The sequence below is a fragment of the Streptococcus equinus genome (assembly GCF_900101445.1).
GTDB lineage: Bacteria > Bacillota > Bacilli > Lactobacillales > Streptococcaceae > Streptococcus > Streptococcus equinus_B.
In genome coordinates this window covers 1,340,111-1,359,409 of record NZ_FNKE01000001.1, presented here as the reverse complement: position 1 = coordinate 1,359,409, position 19,299 = coordinate 1,340,111, and the positions used below count along the sequence as shown (strand labels likewise).

18 protein-coding genes are annotated in these 19,299 nt (G+C 38.3%); 16 read left to right on the top strand and 2 right to left on the bottom strand.

Translation table 11 applies throughout. From position 1 onward, the window contains the following. Positions 1-100: 100 nt before the first annotated feature. The 10 genes from rnpA to bglS (BLR83_RS06750) all read left to right on the top strand — a co-directional run bounded on the left by rnpA (position 101) and on the right by bglS (BLR83_RS06750) (position 6,850). Positions 101-460 carry a ribonuclease P protein component gene (gene rnpA / locus BLR83_RS06790; RefSeq protein ID WP_006531772.1) on the top strand — a complete coding sequence of 120 codons (360 nt, stop codon included), beginning with the start codon at positions 101-103 and terminating at the stop codon, positions 458-460. Next, entirely contained in the window at positions 444-1,259 is an 816-nt protein-coding gene (locus BLR83_RS06785) for a YidC/Oxa1 family membrane protein insertase (RefSeq protein WP_039696185.1), read from the top strand. Before rnpA ends, BLR83_RS06785 begins: the two co-directional genes overlap by 17 nt. Positions 1,260-1,271: 12 nt before the next feature. Further along, positions 1,272-2,279: an RNA-binding cell elongation regulator Jag/EloR gene (gene jag, locus BLR83_RS06780; RefSeq protein ID WP_074560965.1), complete on the top strand. Its 1,008-nt coding sequence runs from the start codon at positions 1,272-1,274 to the stop codon at positions 2,277-2,279. Positions 2,280-2,402: 123 nt separating this feature from the next. Next, a complete protein-coding gene (locus BLR83_RS06775; protein ID WP_074560964.1) occupies positions 2,403-3,254 on the top strand; it encodes an ABC transporter ATP-binding protein in 852 nt (283 codons plus the stop codon). After that, positions 3,255-4,094, top strand: a complete 840-nt coding sequence (locus BLR83_RS06770) for an ABC transporter permease (RefSeq protein ID WP_074560963.1) — start codon at positions 3,255-3,257, stop codon at positions 4,092-4,094. 13 nt (positions 4,095-4,107) lie between these two features. After that, positions 4,108-4,563 carry a LytTR family DNA-binding domain-containing protein gene (locus BLR83_RS06765; protein ID WP_074560962.1) on the top strand — a complete coding sequence of 152 codons (456 nt, stop codon included), beginning with the start codon at positions 4,108-4,110 and terminating at the stop codon, positions 4,561-4,563. Positions 4,564-4,573: 10 nt separating this feature from the next. Next, the gene (locus BLR83_RS06760; protein ID WP_074560961.1) at positions 4,574-4,975 is read left to right on the top strand and encodes a DUF3021 domain-containing protein; all 402 of its coding nucleotides are present in this window, start codon (positions 4,574-4,576) and stop codon (positions 4,973-4,975) included. A 192-nt stretch (positions 4,976-5,167) separates the two neighbouring features. After that, positions 5,168-5,302: a 50S ribosomal protein L34 gene (gene rpmH, locus BLR83_RS06755; RefSeq protein WP_002885866.1), complete on the top strand. Its 135-nt coding sequence runs from the start codon at positions 5,168-5,170 to the stop codon at positions 5,300-5,302. 268 nt (positions 5,303-5,570) lie between these two features. Continuing rightward, positions 5,571-5,744 (top strand): hypothetical protein, encoded by a 174-nt coding sequence (locus tag BLR83_RS09970; protein ID WP_200769383.1) that lies wholly within the window; start codon positions 5,571-5,573, stop codon positions 5,742-5,744. A 392-nt stretch (positions 5,745-6,136) separates the two neighbouring features. Continuing rightward, positions 6,137-6,850, top strand: coding sequence for a beta-glucanase (gene bglS / locus BLR83_RS06750; RefSeq protein ID WP_074560960.1), 714 nt, complete (start codon positions 6,137-6,139; stop codon positions 6,848-6,850). Positions 6,851-7,228: 378 nt separating this feature from the next. Here the strand turns inward: bglS (BLR83_RS06750) and BLR83_RS06745 are convergent, their stop codons facing one another. Both BLR83_RS06745 and BLR83_RS06740 read right to left on the bottom strand, forming a co-directional pair. Further along, the gene (locus BLR83_RS06745) at positions 7,229-9,640 is read right to left on the bottom strand and encodes a glycoside hydrolase family 94 protein (RefSeq protein WP_074560959.1); all 2,412 of its coding nucleotides are present in this window, start codon (positions 9,638-9,640) and stop codon (positions 7,229-7,231) included. Between the two features lie 20 nt (positions 9,641-9,660). Further along, positions 9,661-12,360, bottom strand: a complete 2,700-nt coding sequence (locus BLR83_RS06740) for a GH36-type glycosyl hydrolase domain-containing protein (RefSeq protein ID WP_074560958.1) — start codon at positions 12,358-12,360, stop codon at positions 9,661-9,663. A gap of 379 nt (positions 12,361-12,739) precedes the next feature. On the opposite strand from BLR83_RS06740, the gene BLR83_RS06735 reads away from it, so the two are divergent. The 6 genes from BLR83_RS06735 to BLR83_RS06710 all read left to right on the top strand — a co-directional run bounded on the left by BLR83_RS06735 (position 12,740) and on the right by BLR83_RS06710 (position 19,120). Then, positions 12,740-14,107 carry an ABC transporter substrate-binding protein gene (locus BLR83_RS06735; protein WP_074560957.1) on the top strand — a complete coding sequence of 456 codons (1,368 nt, stop codon included), beginning with the start codon at positions 12,740-12,742 and terminating at the stop codon, positions 14,105-14,107. Between the two features lie 159 nt (positions 14,108-14,266). Continuing rightward, positions 14,267-15,211, top strand: coding sequence for a carbohydrate ABC transporter permease (locus BLR83_RS06730; protein WP_074560956.1), 945 nt, complete (start codon positions 14,267-14,269; stop codon positions 15,209-15,211). After that, positions 15,211-16,056 (top strand): carbohydrate ABC transporter permease, encoded by an 846-nt coding sequence (locus tag BLR83_RS06725; protein WP_074560955.1) that lies wholly within the window; start codon positions 15,211-15,213, stop codon positions 16,054-16,056. The genes BLR83_RS06730 and BLR83_RS06725 overlap by 1 nt, the downstream gene beginning before the upstream one ends. Positions 16,057-16,080: 24 nt before the next feature. Further along, complete coding sequence (gene bglS, locus BLR83_RS06720; protein WP_074560954.1) at positions 16,081-17,508, top strand: beta-glucanase; 1,428 nt, start codon at positions 16,081-16,083, stop codon at positions 17,506-17,508. Positions 17,509-17,535: 27 nt separating this feature from the next. Further along, on the top strand, positions 17,536-18,177 hold the full coding sequence (gene bglS, locus BLR83_RS06715; protein ID WP_074560953.1) for a beta-glucanase: 642 nt from the start codon (positions 17,536-17,538) through the stop codon (positions 18,175-18,177). Between the two features lie 157 nt (positions 18,178-18,334). After that, complete coding sequence (locus BLR83_RS06710) at positions 18,335-19,120, top strand: helix-turn-helix domain-containing protein (protein WP_074560952.1); 786 nt, start codon at positions 18,335-18,337, stop codon at positions 19,118-19,120. Positions 19,121-19,299: the final 179 nt, after the last annotated feature.

Sequence of the window (19,299 nt, the reverse complement as noted above, 5' to 3'; positions counted from 1 at the left end):
AATAAAAATATTTTAAAGATAATGAGCCCAAACTCCTTAGAGGTTAGGGCTTTTTTGAATTTTATGGTATAATAAAAATAATTTAGAATGGAGTCGTACGTTGAAGAAAACCTATCGTGTCAAAAGTGACAAAGATTTTCAGGCGATTTTTAGCAAAGGTACAAGTGTTGCTAACCGAAAATTTGTCCTTTATCATTTAGAAAAAAATCAGAGCCACTATCGAGTAGGGCTTTCTGTGAGCAAAAAACTTGGTAACGCGGTCACTCGCAATAGTATTAAGCGAAAAATTCGACACGTTATCATGGAACTATCACCAAATTTGCTTAATCAGGACTTTGTCATCATTGCGCGTAAAGGTGTCGAGGAACTTGATTACCATGAAGTGAAGAAAAATCTATTGCATGTGTTAAAACTTGCTAATTTATATCAGGAAGGTCTCAATAGTGAAAAGAAAGATTAAATTATTAGGATTAAGTAGTCTTACTTTAATGCTTTTGGCTGCTTGTGGGCGCAGCGAAGTAACCGCTTCATCAACTAACGGTTGGGAACAAATTGTTTACTTCTTTGCCAAAGCTATTCAATGGCTTTCAATTAATGGTCGTATTGGTGTGGGGATTGTTCTCTTTACCATCATCATTCGTGCCATCATGATGCCACTTTACAACATGCAAATCAAATCAGGTCAAAAGATGCAAGATTTGCAGCCAGAGCTTAAAAAATTACAAGAAAAATATCCTGGCCGTGATACAGACAGCCGCATGAAATTGACTGAAGAAAGCCAAGCACTTTATAAAGAATATGGTGTTAACCCATATGCGACAATGCTTCCATTGGTTGTGCAATTGCCAATTTTGATGGCTTTGTACCAAGCATTGACTCGTGTTGCTTTCTTGAAAACAGGTACTTTCTTGTGGATTGAATTGTCACAACCAGATCCATATTATATCTTGCCTGTTTTAGCAGCTCTATTTACATTCCTTTCAACTTGGTTGACTAATAAAGCTGCGCGTGAGAAAAACTTCGCGATGACGCTTATGACCTACGTGATGCCAATCATTATCTTCTTCTTTGGTTTCCGTTTGGCGTCAGGGGTTGTGCTTTACTGGACAGTATCAAATGCCTTCCAAGTGTTCCAAATCCTTTTGTTAAATAATCCATTTAAGATTATTGCAGAACGTGAAGCTAAGGAACGTGCTGAAAAAGAACATGCGGCTAAAATTCGTCGTGCTAAAAAGAAAGCGCAAAAGAGAAGAAAGTAAGAGGATAAAACTATGGTAATATTCACAGGTCGAACTGTTGAAGATGCTATTGAAAAGGGCTTGAAAGAGTTAAACTTGTCACGTCTTAAAGCCCATATTAAGGTTGTTTCTCGTGAGAAAAAAGGTTTCTTTGGCTTTGGTAAGAAACCAGCTCAAGTAGATATTGAAGGAATTAACGAAGTCACTGCTCACCGTGCTAACCAAAAAGCAGTTAAAGGTGTACCAGAAGAAGTTAATCAAAAAAATGAGCCCGTATCATCAAAATTTGAAGATACTATGGAGCTTCGTAAAGTAGCCAGCATCATTAAAAAAATGGAAGAACGTGGCGAAGTCATCGATGATTCTGTCAAAGAAGATATCGTCATGCACAAGAAAAAAACACAAACCATTCTTGAAGAAGCTGGACATACAGAAGTTTTAGAAGCACTTGGAAAAACAGACGATGCTAACGAAGTAGTTGCAGAGCCAAAAGAAGTTTCAGACACACCGAAACCTGTTAACACAGACCAAAGTTTTGAAGAATTTGTGGCCAGCGAATTTCCAGCTCAACGTGAATTGAGTAAAGATATCGAAAAAGCGACAGAAGAAGTGGCTGATTATGTTAAAAAAATCATCTACGAAATGGATATTGAGGCAACTGTGGAAACAAGCCACAATCGCCGTCAAATCAATTTGCAAATTGAAACACCAGAAGCTGGTCGTGTGATTGGCTATCACGGAAAAGTGTTGAAATCACTTCAACTACTTTCACAAAATTTCCTACATGACCGTTATTCAAAGAATTTCTCTGTGATTTTGAATGTTCATGATTACGTGGAACACCGTACAGAGACATTGATTGAATTTACCCGCAAAGCCGCAAGCCGTGTGCTTGAAACTGGTAAAGATTATGTCATGGACCCAATGAGTAATAGTGAACGCAAAATTGTTCATAAAACTATCACAAGCATTGAAGGTGTTGATAGTTATTCTGAAGGGAACGATCCAAATCGTTACGTGGTCGTAACACCTGTTCAATAAGACTTAAAAGCCCATTCGGGCTTTTTTTTAATACCATTTACCGCTTATTTTTAACCGCTTACCAAAAAAGGCTTTATTTCAAGCCTTTTTTTGATAAAATAATGTCAAAAGGGAGGGTTAATTATGCTAATTAGAACAAAAGATTTAATCAAAACCTTCGGAGATAAAACGGTGATTGACCACTTGAATTTGGAAGTGGAAGAAGGGAAATTGCTAGCTTATATTGGGACAAATGGTGCTGGGAAATCAACAACTATGAAGATGTTAACGGGGCTCTTAAAACCAACGTCAGGTGAGATTGAATTGGCAGCAGATTTGAAGATTGGAATGGTTTTTCAAGAGAGTGTTCTTGATGAGGAATTGACGGTTTTAGATAATCTGAAAAGTCGCCAAGCGCTTTACCGTAAACAGGATAAAGCTTGGTTAGAAAAACTTATTCAGCTGACAGGTTTGGATGCTTTTTTGAACCAAACGTATGGCACGTTATCAGGTGGTCAACGTCGTCGTGTTGATATCGTTCGTGCCCTTTTGAATAAGCCTAACTTACTTTTCTTAGATGAACCAACGACAGGGCTTGATATCCAGACACGTCGCGCGATTTGGGAGATTTTACGTCGCTTACAACGTGAAGAAAACTTGACTATCTTTTTGACTACTCACTATCTTGAAGAGGCTGAGAATGCGGATATGGCTTATATTATTGACCATGGGAAGGTTTTAGCCAAAGGCTCTGCTAAGGAACTGAAAGAAAGGTATTCAAAACCATATCTACTGCTTGAAACCGATAATCTTGCTGCCTTTTCGGATATTGATTACAAGCTTTTAGAGAATGGCCAGATAAAAATTTTTGTGGATGATTCAGCGAAAGCTTTAGCTATTTTGGCTGATAAGCGTGATAAGATTTGCGATTTTGAGTATGTAAAAGCAAATATTAATGATGTCTTTTTGAGCATTACGGGAAGGGAGATGGCTTAAATGTGGGCGATGACCAAACGCAATTTAAAACTCTATTTTTCAAATAAAGCGAGCGTCTTTTTCTCATTACTTGGAGCCTTGATTGCATTTATTCTTTATGTTGTTTTCTTGCAAAAAAACATGCAGGATTCATTTGCAGGAACACCGAATTTGGAAGAATTGCTCGATAATTGGGTTCTAGGTGGAACGTTAGCTGTTACGAGTATTACAACAACGTGGACAGGTATTTCTCGCTTGGTTCAAGATAAGGTCAGTCATAAGTTGGAAGATTTTTTACTGACTGATATTTCGCGACTAAAACTTTATCTTGGTTATCTCATTTCATCTAGTGTGATTGGCTTTATCATGCAGCTAGTCATGTTAGTTACCATGAAGCTTTATTTCTACTGGCAAGATGGCATTGATTTTGGTTTTACTCATTTACCTCAGCTGCTTTTAATCATGCTTTTAAGTTCAATCATGGGAGCTGGTTTTGCCCTTCTTGTCTTGCAATTTGTCAAAACACTAACGACAAATGAAGCTTTATCAACTATTGTCGGAACAGTTTCAGGTTTTCTTGTGGGAGTTTACATGCCAATTGGGGCGTTGCCTGATTTTGCACAAAAAGTGGTTAAATTAACGCCAGCAGCTTACGTATCAGCAGCTTATCGTCAGCTTTTGATTGCAAAAGATGCTGTTAACACAGATGCAAAAGAATTTTTAGGCATTGGGTTGAAATTAAAAAACTTAACAACCTTGAATCAAGAAATGCTTTTGGTGAGTTTTGTCATCTGTGGCATCATCGTTCTTTTGGCACTTAGCTTGTACCTTGAGCGATTTTCATTGACTAAGAATAAATAAGAGGAGTTAAAGGGTGCACTACCAGTTTGAAGAGGATAGCAGCTTACCAAAAGAGGCTATTGAAGTTTTGGTACGAAGTGAAAAATATGACCAAGCTGTTCAGGATGTTTTAGATTATTTAGCGAAATTTGAGCAGGACAGAGTGGAGATTTTACCAGTAAAAACAGCTGTTTGTACAGAGTTATTACGCGTGTCAGATTTGATTCTTGTGGATGTTGATGGGACTTCCTTGATTTTGGAGACGACAAAGGGAAGATTGATTACCACCGAGCGTTTGTACAAGTTTCGTGAGCGTCTATCAAATCCAGACTTTGTTCAGGTCTCAAAGCATGCTCTGATTAATATTAATCATTTAAAATCTTTGGAGAATAGCTTCTCGGGAAATATGTTGGCCATGCTTACAAATGATGTGACGACAAATGTTAGCAGACGTTATTTGTCAGCTTTGGAAAAAGCTTTGGGATTGTGAGGTATGATTGATGACTTTTTTGAAACGAGGAATTGTCTATTTTCTAGTTGGCGTAGGATTTGGAGGTCTTCTTTACTTATTCTTTTTATGGCAAAATAACGTGGCTACACAGACGACTCAGCAGATTACCTGCGTTGTTTTGGTCAGTGGTTTGATAGGAATTGTCAGTATGATTTTTGAAGTGGACGCTATTCCGATTACTTGGGAAGTTCTGATTCACTTTTGCTTAGTTTATGGTTTGAATAGCTGGTTAAATATGTTAATTGGCACCACAACATCCTTTATCTGGTCACTACCATTTTTAGGTGAGTTTGTCCTAATTTATTTGATTATTTGGCTCGTGATTTATATTAGCTTTAATAATCGCGTGAAAAATATTAACCAGAAACTACAAGAAATAACTAGAAAATAAATTTCAACTTATTATTATCAGAATTCAGGACCTTTTCTTCTATCTGACAGCTCAAAAGAAAGTCTTTGAAATTAAACAAAAAGTAGAGCTTGACAGTTAGACGGACTTATTATAAAATAGTATGGTATGTTTAGTAACTGATCAAATATAGCCGGCTAAACGAATACGAAAATCTATTAGGAGGTATTCATCGTGAAACGTACTTATCAACCAAGTAAAATCCGTCGTCAACGTAAACACGGATTCCGTCACCGTATGTCAACTAAAAACGGACGTCGCGTGCTTGCAGCTCGTCGTCGTAAAGGACGTAAAGTTTTATCTGCTTAATGATAGACTATCCGCCAGTGCTCGAGTCTGGCGGTCTTTTTTTACAAAAATTGCTTATTGAAAAAAGTCTTTAATTGGGCTACCCGTAGCAACAAGAAAGCACGTGATAAGAAAAAATAGTCTTTAAACCACAGTTTCATGTTGAAATTGTGGTTTTTTATAAAAATTTTTTAAGATTTTATGAAAAAACGGCAAAAAATGTAGTATAATATAGATGAAAGCGGTTTTATAAAAATACATGGGATAAAATAAAGGGAGGTTTTTGTCGATGAAGGAAATTAGCATTTATGTCAGAATTATTGATTTGATTTTGCTGGTTCTAGCATTTTTAGATAGTGGTGTGAAAAGTGTCTTGATTTTAGCTGCAGTTATTTTCATTTTATCAGCATTAATGCAAGTCATTATGTCTTATAAACGAGTGAAATTGAGTCACCATATCTAGTAGATGATTTGTCTTTCTTTATTACTAAGAGGTCTTCTTAGAGCTATTTTTTAACAAAATGGTTCTGAGAAGACTTTTTTAATTTTCTGCCTTCAGGTCACAAATCTGATATTTTTTGTGGGAATATAATATATTATCTAAAATGAAAGCGCTATACTTAACTCATAACGGTGTAAGGAGGATTTTAAAGAGAAACATTTATCGTGTGACTAGCATTCTTTTCGGAATTATGAAAAAGAAAAAATTGCCCCATTTTTGAAGTAACAGTTACTGAAAAGAAAAAGTGAATTTAGCTACGATTGATTAGGCGTTTTCAATCTGTAGTAGAGGAGATTAGTTCTCTTTTTCTGACAGAACTCCTTTTTAAAAATGATTAAAATTGAGGTATTATTATGTGGAAAAAAGTTAGTTGTTTAATTGTTCTCTTATTGGCTTTCTTTGGTTTTCAACAAGGTGTTGATGCGCAAAGCAAATACCACTATAGTCAAGAACTAAATTACTATAATGGTAATGCCATGGAACTTCGTAATGGTTCTAATGGTGGTATGTTTAACTGTAATTTTGTCCCTGGAAATGTCGGCTTTAATAACGGCTTGATGAGTCTTAAAATTGGCAGTGATGGTCGTGGCGGCTACACTGGGGGCGAATGGCGTAGTAAAGAACGCTTTGGCTATGGTCTTTTCCAAGTAAACATGAAACCTATTAAAAATCCAGGTGTCGTTTCTTCATTCTTTACTTATACTGGACCAAGTGATGGTACAAAATGGGATGAAATCGACATTGAATTTTTAGGGAAAGATACAACAAAAGTTCAATTCAACTACTACACAAGCGGTCAAGGTAATCACGAATACCTTTACAATTTAGGATTTGATGCATCTCAAGGCTTCCATACTTATGGTTTTGATTGGCAAGCTGATCACATTACTTGGTATGTTGATGGAAGAGCTGTTTACACTGCTTACAACAATATTCCTAGCACACCTGGTAAGATTATGATGAATGCTTGGCCTGGAACTCATGAAGTGGATTCTTGGTTGGGTGCTTACAATGGTCGAACTCCTTTGTATGCATATTATGACTGGATTAGCTACGATAAATTTTAATTAAGCTAGACAGTAACCAAATAACAATTTGTTTTTACTTAACTGATTATAACTACACTCCCCAAATAAATCGGTTAAAATCTCTCTCAACAAAATAACTCTTTAAAATTCTTTCTTTTTAAAACGTTAAAGATAAAAGGAGCTGAGCTTGTCTCAGTTCCTTTTTGTGATGAGTAAAATCAGTTGATTGGTGGCTTGATAAGTTTAATAAGCTTGTGTAAAGCAGCTATAAAAGGCGATTTGAAGCAGTAATTGCCTTGGCTGAATAAAATGATGCAATCATTCTTAGCAGCTCTTATAGGAGCTGATTTTGCCTTAGAAAAGGGACGTTTTTTTTAATGAAGCCATAAAAAAACTGGGAGCAAGTCCCAGCTTTCTTTATAGAGTAAGAGTGATTTGGTTAGTGTCTTGTAAGAGGTCTTCAGGAAGATAGGCTTGGTCAAGCTCTTGTCCGTTTAGGATGAGTTTTGTGAAGCCTGTTTCCTTGTGATTTGGATTTTCCACAGTGATGTGAAGTTCTTTGCCACGGAAAATCTTAGTCATGCTGAAGTTATCCCATTCTTTTGGAATGGCTGGTGAGAGTTTTAAGCCGCTTAAGTCAGGTCGAAGTCCCAAGATACCTTCCACACAACCAACCATGACAGTTGATGCTGTACCTGTGAGCCAGTGAACGTGTGAACGTCCGAAGTGTGGACTAGCAGGACCTTCTGTGAATTGACCATAGCAGTAAGGTTCTAGTTGGCGAATCTCTGCACGGTCATTCTGACCAGCTGGGGCATTTTCCATAAAGTAAGTAAAGGCTCGTTGACCTTGTCCGCGTAGGGCTTCAGCTAGGATTAACCAGCCTTGTGATTGTGAGAAGATACCTGCATTTTCTTTTGTCCCTTGGTTGTAGATAACGGCAAGGGCTCCATCGAATGCGTGAGCGTGATATGGTGGGTTCATGAGGATGGCACCATAATCAGTGTTAAGTTGCTCGTAGACATTGTTCATGGCAAGTTCAGCTTGTTCTTTATCAGCAAAGCCACTGATAACAGCCCAGCTTTGAGGGTTAAGCCACATGTTAGCTTCTGGGTCATCAGCTGCCCCGATACGTTCGCCAGCTTCGGTAAAGCCGCGAATGAAGCGGTCATTATCCCAGCAGAGGTCTTGAATTTTTTGTCCCATTTTCTCTTGCTCAGAGTCGAGGAAAGAAAGGTAGTCAGTGTCTTCTTTGGCTTTGGCAAATTCGCGCAAGACGCTTAGGGCATAGTAGAATTGCAAAGCAACGAATGATGATTCACCATTGGCACCGAGACGAAGGCAGTCATTCCAGTCGGCGTAAAGTCCAGCAGGCATGCCGTGTGGGCCGAGGTGGTCAAGTGAGAATTGAACAGCGCCTTTTAAGTGTTCGTAAACACTAGCCTCACCTTTATTTGCAAATGGAATCACTTCATCAAGGAAAGCAAGGTTTCCTGTTTCAGAGATGTATTTGTAAACTGTTGGGAAGAGCCAGAGAGCATCGTCAGCACGGTAAGCTGGGTGTCCAGTTTCTTGAACGTAAGAAGCGTCATCTGGTGTGTCTTCATGTCCTGGGTTATGAGTGAATTTTACAAGTGGAAGTCCACCACCATTGTCAACTTGGGCTGACAACATGAAACGAATTTTTTCGGCAGCCATTTCAGGTTTCAAGTGAATGATACCTTGAATATCTTGAACAGTGTCACGGTAACCATAACCGTTACGAAGACCACAGTAAACAAATGATGCTGCGCGTGACCAGATAAAGGTCATGTAACAGTTATAAGCATTCCAAGTGTTAAGCATAGTGTTGAATTCAGGGCTAGGTGTGTTGACTTGCAGGTTAGTCAAGCGGTCTTCCCATTCTTTGCGAAGTTCTTGGATTTCTTCTTCAACGGTTTCTGCAGGGTGTTTGTAATGTTCTAGAATTTCGGCAGCTTCTTGTGATGATTTTTCACCAAGGAGAAAGACAAGGGTTTTGCTTTCTTGAGGTTCAAGAGTGACTTTACTTGAAAGGGCACCACAAGCATTTTCGTTGTAGCTTGTTTGATTGCCGAGGTCTCCTGATGTGACACCAGCAGGTTTGTCGTAGCCGTTGTAGCCACCTAAGAAACCTTTTTTATCTCCACAATATGAGCTGACGCTAGCACCGCCAAGGCCGAAGAAACGTTCGGTAACGTTCTTTTCGTCAACTTGTTCGCTGTCATCAAGGGTATCAAGATTGCCGTGGATTTGTTGGATGATGCGGTTATCTTGGAAAAGTGTGCGTGTGATGAAAAGTGAATATTGTAGGTTAACTTGGTCTTGTTCGTAGTTGCTGTGGTTGGTAAATTCAGCGTAACCTGTTAGTGTTAAATGACGAGTTTGTTCAGAGCGGTTAGTAACGGTAATTGCCCAAACTTCATAGCTTTTATCTTTTGGCACATAGTAGCTGGCTTTTGAATGAATGCCAGAGTAATCAGCAATCATTTTAGTGTAGCCCATACCATGGTGGCATTCGCTGTGGTAGTCTTTAAGGTCTTTACCAACAGGTTGCCATGAGGCAGACCAGAAGTCTTTAGTATCATCGTCTCGAAGGTAGATGTAGCGACCGGGTTGGTCAAAGTTATTGAAGACGTAGCGTAAAATACGTCCGTTTGCTCCTGATTTAGCAAAGCTGTATCCGCCAGCGTTGTTTGAGATAATAGCACCATATTCTGGTGACCCAAGGTAGTTAACCCAAGGTTTTGGTGTGTTTGGGTGGTCGATGACATATTCGCGATTAGCGTCATCAAAATAACCGTATTTCATGAGTGAATCCTTTCTTTTTCTTAATCTAGTGTAATGACAATTTCATGAACCTCGTCGTTTAGGTTAGCAAGATCAGCTTTTGTGATAAAGGCAAAAGCATCATCCGTAATATCGATTTCTTGGTTATCACAAGTAGCTTTTTTGATAATGTATTTTCCAAAATCTTTTTGATTTGGATTATCGTAGTGAATTTGGAAGGTTTTATCAGCAAATTGAGTTGTGATACTTGCACGTCCATTTTCGTCAAATTGTTCTGCAAGAAGTTTTGGATAAAGGACAAGGTCACCAGCTTTACCGTGAACACCAAATGCTTCAGTAACCATTGTCAACATGTACCAGCTTGCTGCGCCAGTTAGGTAGTGATAAACTCCTCGACCATCTGCACGGAAGTATTCAGGAATACCTGGATAGATACGGCTAGTTTCAAAGTTTAGAGCTGTGTCAGACAGTGTCTTAAGAGCTTTCCAACCTTCTTTGGCAAAGCCACGACGGTAAAGTGCATTAGCATACATAACAGTCATGTGAGAGAAGACGGCACCGTTTTCTTTTTCACCGTAAGCAAAACCAAACATACGTCCAAGGTCTGTTTTGATTTCTTTGAAATCTGTATTGAGGCGGTAGCCACCGATTTCTGGGCGGTAGAGATAGTGGTCAGCGCTAGCAGTGATTTTACGGATTTGTTCATCTGTAGCAACGTAGTTCATGATAGGGAAGACTTGTCCAGTCAACATCATGTGCATACGATCATTGTAGAAGCCGTCCGTTGGTTTGCTGCTGTTGTCATAGTAGCTATTGTAGCAACCTTCTTGATCGTTGAAGTCAAGCCATTCTTGTTGTTGAAGGTGTTGACGCAACCAAGCCGCTTTTTGAATAAGGTTGAGAGCAAGTTCAGAAAGTGAAATTCTGATTTTACGTCCTTTGACATTGTGAAGACATTGGTTAGTGTAAGCATCAAGAATTTGGTGTTTGCGTTCGATATTATCGTAGATGTCAGAATCTTTTTTGAGCAAGAGTCCGATTTCTTCAAGGATTTCGACAGATTCTGTATTTGTTTCGCTTTCTAGGAGACGAATAAGGCTTGCTAATTCCATCAAGTTACCAGAGTAAGCAGCGGTAAAAGCAACACTTTCACCATTTTCATCTGCCATATCAAGGGCGTCATTCCAGTCAGCACCGCGAAGACGGTAGATATTGTGCTCACCAACTTCATAGAATCCAGTCAAATGTTGGATTAACAAGTGTTCTAGGATGCTACCAGTGTAGATTGCATCAGTAGAAGTACGCTGTTCATTGCCGTAGGCATCGTTCCAGTCTTGGTCGATTTCAGTACCACGTTTGACGTGTGGGTCTTTAAAGTAAGAAACTTCTTTAGTTAAGATATCGATATCACCAGTTTGGTCGATATAAAGTTTTGTTGTCATCAAAGGCCAAAGCGCGTGGTCCATCCAAACACGAGTGATACCGTTACGGTCAGCAAGGAAGTTACCATCACCTTCACCAATGATTGTAGCGTTGGTACCATCAAGACGAACCCCTTTGTAGTTGTTGACAATCATATCACCAACTGTTTTTGGTTCCATTAAAAGTAGTGACAAGCAGTCTTGCCAAAGGTCACGCCAACCGCGTCCGCCACGTCCATAGTCATGGTGTGGAAGGAATGAACAACCAAAGAGACGACGTAGGAATGGTTGGAAGCATACCCATTTCATATAGCCATCAAAGTCGCTGTCGCCAGTTTTGAAATCAACCCCAACTTTTTCTTGCCAGTAATCTTTTGTTTCTTGCAATGTTTTTTCGACAGTCGCAAGATTTTTATATTTTTGAGCGACTGCTTGGATGTGCTCTTGGTTTTCGTTGATTCCCATTAATAGGATGAAAGTTTTACGTTGACCAGCAGCTAAGGTGAATGGTTCAAATTTGAAGGCACCCATGGCTTCGCGTCCATCGATGCGACTCTCGCTTGCTACGCCGTTTGTTTCTTTATAAACGGCAGCTGGATGAGTAAATGTTCCTCCTTCACCGATAAACATTTCTACGGTTGGATAGAATGTTTCAGGTGTTTTTTCGTTATCATCAAAGCCAAGCACGTAGTAAATTTGGTGGTTGAGTTGGTGACCGCGTTCATCAAATGACATGGTTGGACACACCAAGACACCTTCATCAGTTGTTTTAATACGGTGAAGCATAGATGTTACATTTCGGTGGTCACGGATATTATCAGCACTGCGACCAAAAATTGGAACAGCTCCATAAGCTGTTAAAGTTTGGTCAGTGTCAGATAAGTTTTCAAGTGTTACGAGCATAACTTCAACATTTTCATCTCGTGGAACAAATGATGTAATTGTAGATTTTAAAGGTAGGTCAGCTGATTGACGTTCAATAGTGTGCCACATAAAACCAGCTTCTACAGTATTTTCTTCTTCTTGATCTGAGAAACGAAGAGCTTCTTGTTTGGCAGAAGCGCCTGTTGTAGAATAAATATTTCCTTTGTTGTCACGAACCCAGAAATTTCGAGTTGAACGATTGTTGTGGAGGTTATCCACACTAACAGGTTCTAATAGGAAAGTTTCTTGATTGATTTTTGAATCGCCACCCAAGTTAGGAGTGACTGCACTTTTTAGTCCAACTTCTGATGCAAGTGGAAAGTACAAAGAACTGATATTTTCTGCTTGGGAAAGTTTGAAATCTCCCTTGTTATTAGTAAATGTTAATGGCTTCATAGTTATCTCCTTTATCTTCTGCCCCATATTTTAGTCGAAATTGGCTTTTGAGAAAATAAAAAAGAAGAGAAAAATATCATAATTATGATATTAACTCAAGAAGTGTCATTTTTTTTACATATGGCGTTTTATTAGGGAAGTAGGTGATATAAAGTTAGAAAATCACCTCTAATGCTTGGTATTATAGGAAAAACGCCACTTTTGTTGAAAGGGTTTACCTATTAAAAAGATTAGAAAAACATAATTTTTTGTAAAAATTTTTTCAAACAAGGTCATAAAACTGATATTTTTTAAAATATTATAATATAACACTTCTCGGAATCGCGTTATAATGCAGTTACAAAAAACATGAGGGGAAACCTCAAAAAGGAGAAGGATTATGAACAAAAAAGTAAGCGCTTTTATAGCGATTGCTCTTGCAGCAGGGACAATGGTTGGTTGCTCTTCTAAATCAAGCACATCAGCTTCAGGTGCAGAAGGCAAAGTCATCAACATCTACTCTTGGAATGATGAATTCCGTCAACGTGTGGAGGCTGTTTATCCAGAAGTTAAATCAACTTCTAAAGATGGAACAGTTACTAAACTAAAAGACGGTAGTGAAATTCACTGGATTATCAATCCAAACCAAGATGGTGTTTACCAACAAAAATTGGATGAAGCGCTTGAAAAACAAGACTCAGCTTCTGCTGATGACAAGGTTGATATCTTCTTGTCAGAAACTGACTACGTTACAAAATACACTTCTAAAAAAGCAAACGTTGCGATGCCTTTGAAAGATTTGGGAATCAATCCTAAGAAAGATTTGGCTGACCAATATGATTTCACTAAAGAAACAGCTTCTGATGAAGATGGTGTTCAACGCGGTTCAACTTGGCAAACATGTCCAGGTGTTCTAATCTATCGCCGTGATATTGCAAAAGATGTCTTTGGTACTGATGACCCAACAGCAGTTGGTGAAAAAGTTAAAGACTGGGATACTATGAAAGCAACATCACAAGAACTTCTTAATAAAGGTTACTACACATTTGCATCATATGCTGATACATTCCGTTTGTATGGTAACAGCATTTCTAAACCTTGGGTTGAAAAAGGTTCAACAACTGTACGTGTAGACCCTCAAATCATGAACTGGGTTAAAGATTCTAAAGAATGGCTTGACGCTGGTTACTTCAATAAAACAGTTAAAGGTCAATGGACAGATGACTGGAACAAAGCTATGGGTTCACAATCTAAAGTCTTTGCATTCTTGTTCCCAGCTTGGGGTATTGACTTTACTTTGAAATCTAACTGGGATGGTGCTGATGGAGACTGGGCAGTTACTAATCCACCACAAGAATACAACTGGGGTGGTTCATACATCCACGGTGCCGAAGGTACTGATAACCCTAAACATGTTAAAGAAATCATCAAAGCTTTGACAGCTGATAAAGATAACCTTTTGAAGATTTCTAAAGATTACCAAGACTTCACAAATACTAAATCTGGTATGGAAGCAGCAGCTAAAGATGATAGCTTCAAATCAGACTTCCTTGGTGGTGAAAATGCTTATTCATACTACGCACCAGTTGCAGAAAACATTAAGATTGCACCATTGTCATCATATGACCAAGGTTGTGTTGAATTGATTCAAAATGCCTTTAATGATTACCTACAAGGTAAAGTAAGCTACAACAAAGCTAAATCAAACTTTGAAACAGCCATTAAAGAACGTTATCCAGAAATTACAGATGTTAAATGGCCAGACTAAAAGTAGCTTAATCGTCCTAGACTTAAGTACTATTTAAAAAATTGAGGCATTTAATTGGGATTTTAGAATTTTGGTAGACCTTGCGGGGGCGAGTTAGAAAATCGATTCCAGATGGAAGGTATTCTGACTTGCTCCTCGTATTTTGGAGGAGTGATAAAGATGAAAAAAAGACGTAAGCGTATAGATTATGGGAAATGGGGATATATTTTCATCCTTCCCTTCTTCCTAATTTTCTTCATTTTCTCTTTTATACCTTTGGTGGACACCATTCGGTATAGTTTCTTTGAATATTATCGTTCAGGGATGACAGAGATTGGGCCTAATTTCGTTGGGCTAAAAAACTACGTAAGCTTACTGCATTCAGATATGTTGAAATATGCGGCAAATACCATGATTATGTGGTTGATTGGTTTTATTCCACAGATTGTTATTGCCTTGCTACTTGCCAACTGGTTTGTTGATGCAAGACTTAAAATTCGTGGTCGACAATTCTTTAAAGTTGTCATTTACTTGCCAAACTTGATCATGGCGTCAGCCTTTGCCATGTTATTCTTCACACTCTTTTCAACAAATGGTCCTATCAATTCTATCTTGGAATCACTTGGTTGGATTAAAGAACCGATTGATTTCATGGGATCTGCTCTTGGAACACGTTCATTGGTTGGTGTGATGAACTTCTTGATGTGGTTTGGTAATACCACAATCATGTTGATGGCAGCTATCATGGGAATTAGCCCAGATATTTTTGAAGCAGCTGAAATCGATGGTTGTAACAGTCGTCAACGTTTCTTCTATATCACTTTGCCAATGATTCGACCTATTTTGGCTTATACCTTGATTACGTCAATTATCGGTGGTTTGCAAATGTTCGATGTTCCGCAAATCTTGACTAACGGACAAGGTTCTCCAGACCGTACATCAACAACCTTGATTATGTTCTTGAACAATCACTTGAAGAGCAAGAACTATGGTATGGCCGGTGCACTATCAGTTTACCTCTTTGTGGTTAGTGCGATTCTTTGTTGGTTCGTTTATCGTATGACTAATAATGAACTTAAAGCGACTAAACACCAATTGAAACACAAAGGTAGAAAGGCGAAATAATGTCAACAAAAGCAAAAAATAGATTACGTGTTATTGTGGCGCATTTTGTGTTAATTACCTTATCATTCATGTGCCTATTCTTCTTTTATATCTTGATTATCAATGCGACCCACTCACATGCTGAGTTGCAAAAAGGTTTCTCGGCACTACCTGGTGGTTCCTTATTTGATAACCTGAGCAAGGTAGCTAATGATGGTAGCTTCCCGATGTTTCATGGGATTTTGAACAGCTTGATTATTTCAGGTTTGACAGCTGCTATCTGTACTTATTTCTCAGCTTTGACAGCTTATGGTTTGTATGTTTATGACTTTAAGTTGAAAAAAGTTGCCTTTACGTTCATTTTGGCGATTTTGGTTATGCCAACACAAGTTACTTCAATGGGTTTCTTGCGTTTAATCACTAACATGGGAATGTACGATAGTTGGCTTCCATTGATTATTCCATCAGTTGCTTCACCAGCGGTATTTTATTTCATGTATAGTTACTTGGAATCATCATTACCAATTTCATTGGTAGAAGCGGCTCGTATTGATGGGTCAAATGAATTTAGAACATTTAATACAATCGTTCTTCCAATTATGAAACCTGCTATCGCCGTTCAAGCAATCTTTACTTTTGTTGGTTCTTGGAATAACTACTTCATTCCAGCCTTGGTTATCCAAACGAAGAGCAAGATGACTGTGCCAATTTTGATTGCAACATTGCGTGGTGCAGACTACATGAACTTTGATATGGGTAAAATTTACACAATGATTTTGGTGGCTATTGTGCCAATTATTATCGTTTATCTTTTCCTTTCAAAATACATTATTGCCGGTGTGACACTCGGTGGTGTTAAGGAATAGACTTTAAGAGAAAAAGGAGATTTCATGACTAAGAAAGATGTAGTAAAGTACATTTGCTACGCAACTGCCCTATGCAGTTTACAAGTTGGAGCTGGTTTAGTATCAGCAGACGAAGTGGGTAATGTTTCAACACTTGATAATGTTCCTGCCCTTACGAATACACAAACCACAGATACTAATGACCTTACTAATGAAACAGTAAATACCTCTACAACTGATGACAATACTACTCAGTCAGTGCTTGACTCAACAAATCAAGTGAACACCAATCAAGTAGTAACTCCTGATACTAGTGTGCAAAATCAGGAAAACTTAAGCTTGACGTCTACAAATGACCAGGTAAATCTCACAACGACTACCGAAGACACTAGTCAAGCAGGAACTCAAACTGCACATACAGGCGACTATCATGAAGATTTTAATGCTTACGATGATACGACAATGGAGCGTTCTGACTGGTTCAATGGAAATCCATTTGATTGTCGCTGGGTACCAAAAAATACTGTTGTTAACGATGGCACATTGACGTTAACCATTGATCAAAATACAACGGATGAGTACCGTTACAACGGTGCTGAGTGGCGTACACGCGAGTTCTTTGGTTATGGTATGTATTCTGTTCGTATGCAGCCAATTAGTAACCCAGGTGTTGTGTCGTCATTCTTCACTTATACTGGACCAAGCGATAACAATCCTTGGGATGAAATCGATATTGAATTTCTCGGAAAAGATACAACAAAAGTCCAATTCAACTATTACACTAATGGTGTTGGTGGACATGAATTCCTTTATGATTTAGGTTTTGATGCGTCTGAAGCTTACCATGTGTATGGCTTTGATTGGCAAGCAGACCATATTACTTGGTATGTTGACGGTGTTGCAGTCTACACAGCAACTGAAAATCTCCCAGTGACACCAGGTAAAATTATGATGAATGCTTGGCCAGGAATTGGTGTTGACGATTGGTTGGCACCATATGACGGTCAAACACCGCTTGTCGCTTATTATGATTGGATTTCATATAGTGACCAAGTTGCACAAAATCAAGATAATACGAGATCTAGATCAAGAGCAACAGGTGATGTTGTAGGAGACAACACAACCTCAAATACTGCTAAAGGAGCAGAAGGTGTAACACCTACTAAGAACTCAACTGCCTCTAAGAGTGAAAAACAAACTTTGGTTTTGGACAATCACTCAAAAGGCTCTACCAAAGAAAAACAAGCAGCTAGCCCAGTGATTAAGACTGTTGCTTATTCATCAGTAGCGTCAGCTCAAACAGCGGCTGCAAAAACTGTAACTCAATCAGTAGCAAAAGCAAATCTTGAAGGTAATGCGTTTACAGCTCTACCAAAGACTAACCAAGGTCCAAGTAAATTATTGACGATTTCAGGAGTCTTTGTAGCACTTTTTGGTTTCTTAGCGATGCCTTTTAAAAAGGGAAAACTATAATATCAAGAAAGCGTGAATGGTAAGAACATGAAGATAAACGAACAAGCACATTTTAAGACAAGCTTTGACAGTTATGATGCCTCATACATGGAATTACGCACAGGTGCAAATGGTGATATGTTTGATTGTATCTGGCAGCCTGACAATGTGAATTTTGATGGTGACGGTTTAAGCTTAAAAATCGATCGTGATGCTGATGGCTACACTGGCGGTGAGTGGCGCACGAGAGAGTATTTCAATTATGGCCTTTATCAAGTTCGCATGAAAGCCATTAAAAATACTGGTGTTGTAACATCATTTTTCACCTACACTGGACCAACAGACGGAACAAAATGGGATGAAATTGACATTGAGTTTCTTGGTAAAGATACGACAAAAGTTCAATTCAACTATTTTACAGATGGTGTTGGCAATCATGAATACCTTTATGACCTAGGGTTTGATGCGTCAGAAGAATGGCATACTTACGGTTTTGAATGGCGTGAAGATCATATCACTTGGTATGTGGATGGTAAAGCGGTTCATACGGTGACTGAAAATCTGCCAAGCACACCTGGTAAAATCATGATGAATGTTTGGCCAGGAATTGGTGTTGATGATTGGCTTGATCCATATGATGGTAAAACACCTTTGTATGGATATTATGACTGGATTAGCTATGATGAATAATCTTCTTTATATCTAAGAGTTACGTTTAGCAATAAAGTCTCCGTTGGAGACTTTATTTTGTCTCACTTCTATTTTTTCCACTTTATTTTTATCAAATCTGCAAGAATATGTTAAAATGAAAAGAAAATGGTAATCGTTTACAAAAAGGGGATTGGAAATGAATTATAAGGATGAATGGAGACTTTTAGCGATTAGTGATAATTTGGATGATGTGGAACATCGTCCTTTGACTGAGGAATTTTTGTTCTATCAAGCGGTAGCTACGGGAGATGTTGAAGCGGTCCGCAAAAATTGTGAACAAGAACGGTTTGTATCAGAAGACGGTGTGGGAACTTTGTCACGTAATCCCATTACCAATTTGAAATATCATTTTGTCATTACAACAGCAATGATTACGCGTATGTGTGGTCAAAATGGTATGGAATTAGAACAAGCTTTTAGACTGAGTGACTTTTATATTCAAAAATTAGATGACCTTCACACGGCACAGGAAGTCCAAAATTTGCATGACGAGATGGTTATTGATTACACTGAACGCATGCGACGTGAAATTCAAAAAGATGTGATTTCAAAACACGTTTCAGATTGTAAGGATTATATTTATTGTCACGTGAAAGAACGCATTACGGTTGAACAGTTAGCCAGTGAATTTGGCATTTCAGCAAGCTATTTGTCACGCTTATTCAAGAAAGAAGTTGGCGTGTCCGTAAGCACCTATGTTAAAAATAAAAAAATAGAAGTTGCAAAAGACTTATTGAAATTCAGTGATTATTCAATGATTGAAATTGCGAATCATTTATCATTTTCATCACAAAGTCACTTTATTCAACAGTTTAAAGAGGTTGTCGGCATTACACCGAAAAAATATCGTGACACTCATCATAACGTTAAATGGAATGAAAAGATTTGGTCAGAAGGTAATGGTTCTTCTGAAGCCATGTAATGCATACAAATATAGCATGTGATTGAAATGTAGAGTCTGAGGCATTTGCCCCAGGCTCTTATTTTTGCCAAACTTACAGCTCTGTAAGGACATTTTTTAAGATTGGGTATAAACTAGAATTAAAGAAATTGCCACATTTTTGCCATAAATTTTCATCAGTTTACACGGACTTTCTGGGA

Bases quoted from the DNA above. Each gene is read 5' to 3' on its own strand.
- jag (WP_074560965.1), top strand. From the start codon at position 1,272: ATGGTAATATTCACAGGTCGAACTGTTGAAGATGCTATTGAAAAGGGC.
- BLR83_RS06775 (WP_074560964.1), top strand. From the start codon at position 2,403: ATGCTAATTAGAACAAAAGATTTAATCAAAACCTTCGGAGATAAAACG.
- BLR83_RS06770 (WP_074560963.1), top strand. From the start codon at position 3,255: ATGTGGGCGATGACCAAACGCAATTTAAAACTCTATTTTTCAAATAAA.
- BLR83_RS06760 (WP_074560961.1), top strand. From the start codon at position 4,574: ATGACTTTTTTGAAACGAGGAATTGTCTATTTTCTAGTTGGCGTAGGA.
- BLR83_RS09970 (WP_200769383.1), top strand. From the start codon at position 5,571: ATGAAGGAAATTAGCATTTATGTCAGAATTATTGATTTGATTTTGCTG.
- bglS (WP_074560960.1), top strand. From the start codon at position 6,137: ATGTGGAAAAAAGTTAGTTGTTTAATTGTTCTCTTATTGGCTTTCTTT.
- BLR83_RS06745 (WP_074560959.1), bottom strand. From the start codon at position 9,640: ATGAAATACGGTTATTTTGATGACGCTAATCGCGAATATGTCATCGAC.
- BLR83_RS06740 (WP_074560958.1), bottom strand. From the start codon at position 12,360: ATGAAGCCATTAACATTTACTAATAACAAGGGAGATTTCAAACTTTCC.
- BLR83_RS06735 (WP_074560957.1), top strand. From the start codon at position 12,740: ATGAACAAAAAAGTAAGCGCTTTTATAGCGATTGCTCTTGCAGCAGGG.
- BLR83_RS06730 (WP_074560956.1), top strand. From the start codon at position 14,267: ATGAAAAAAAGACGTAAGCGTATAGATTATGGGAAATGGGGATATATT.
- BLR83_RS06725 (WP_074560955.1), top strand. From the start codon at position 15,211: ATGTCAACAAAAGCAAAAAATAGATTACGTGTTATTGTGGCGCATTTT.
- bglS (WP_074560954.1), top strand. From the start codon at position 16,081: ATGACTAAGAAAGATGTAGTAAAGTACATTTGCTACGCAACTGCCCTA.
- bglS (WP_074560953.1), top strand. From the start codon at position 17,536: ATGAAGATAAACGAACAAGCACATTTTAAGACAAGCTTTGACAGTTAT.
- BLR83_RS06710 (WP_074560952.1), top strand. From the start codon at position 18,335: ATGAATTATAAGGATGAATGGAGACTTTTAGCGATTAGTGATAATTTG.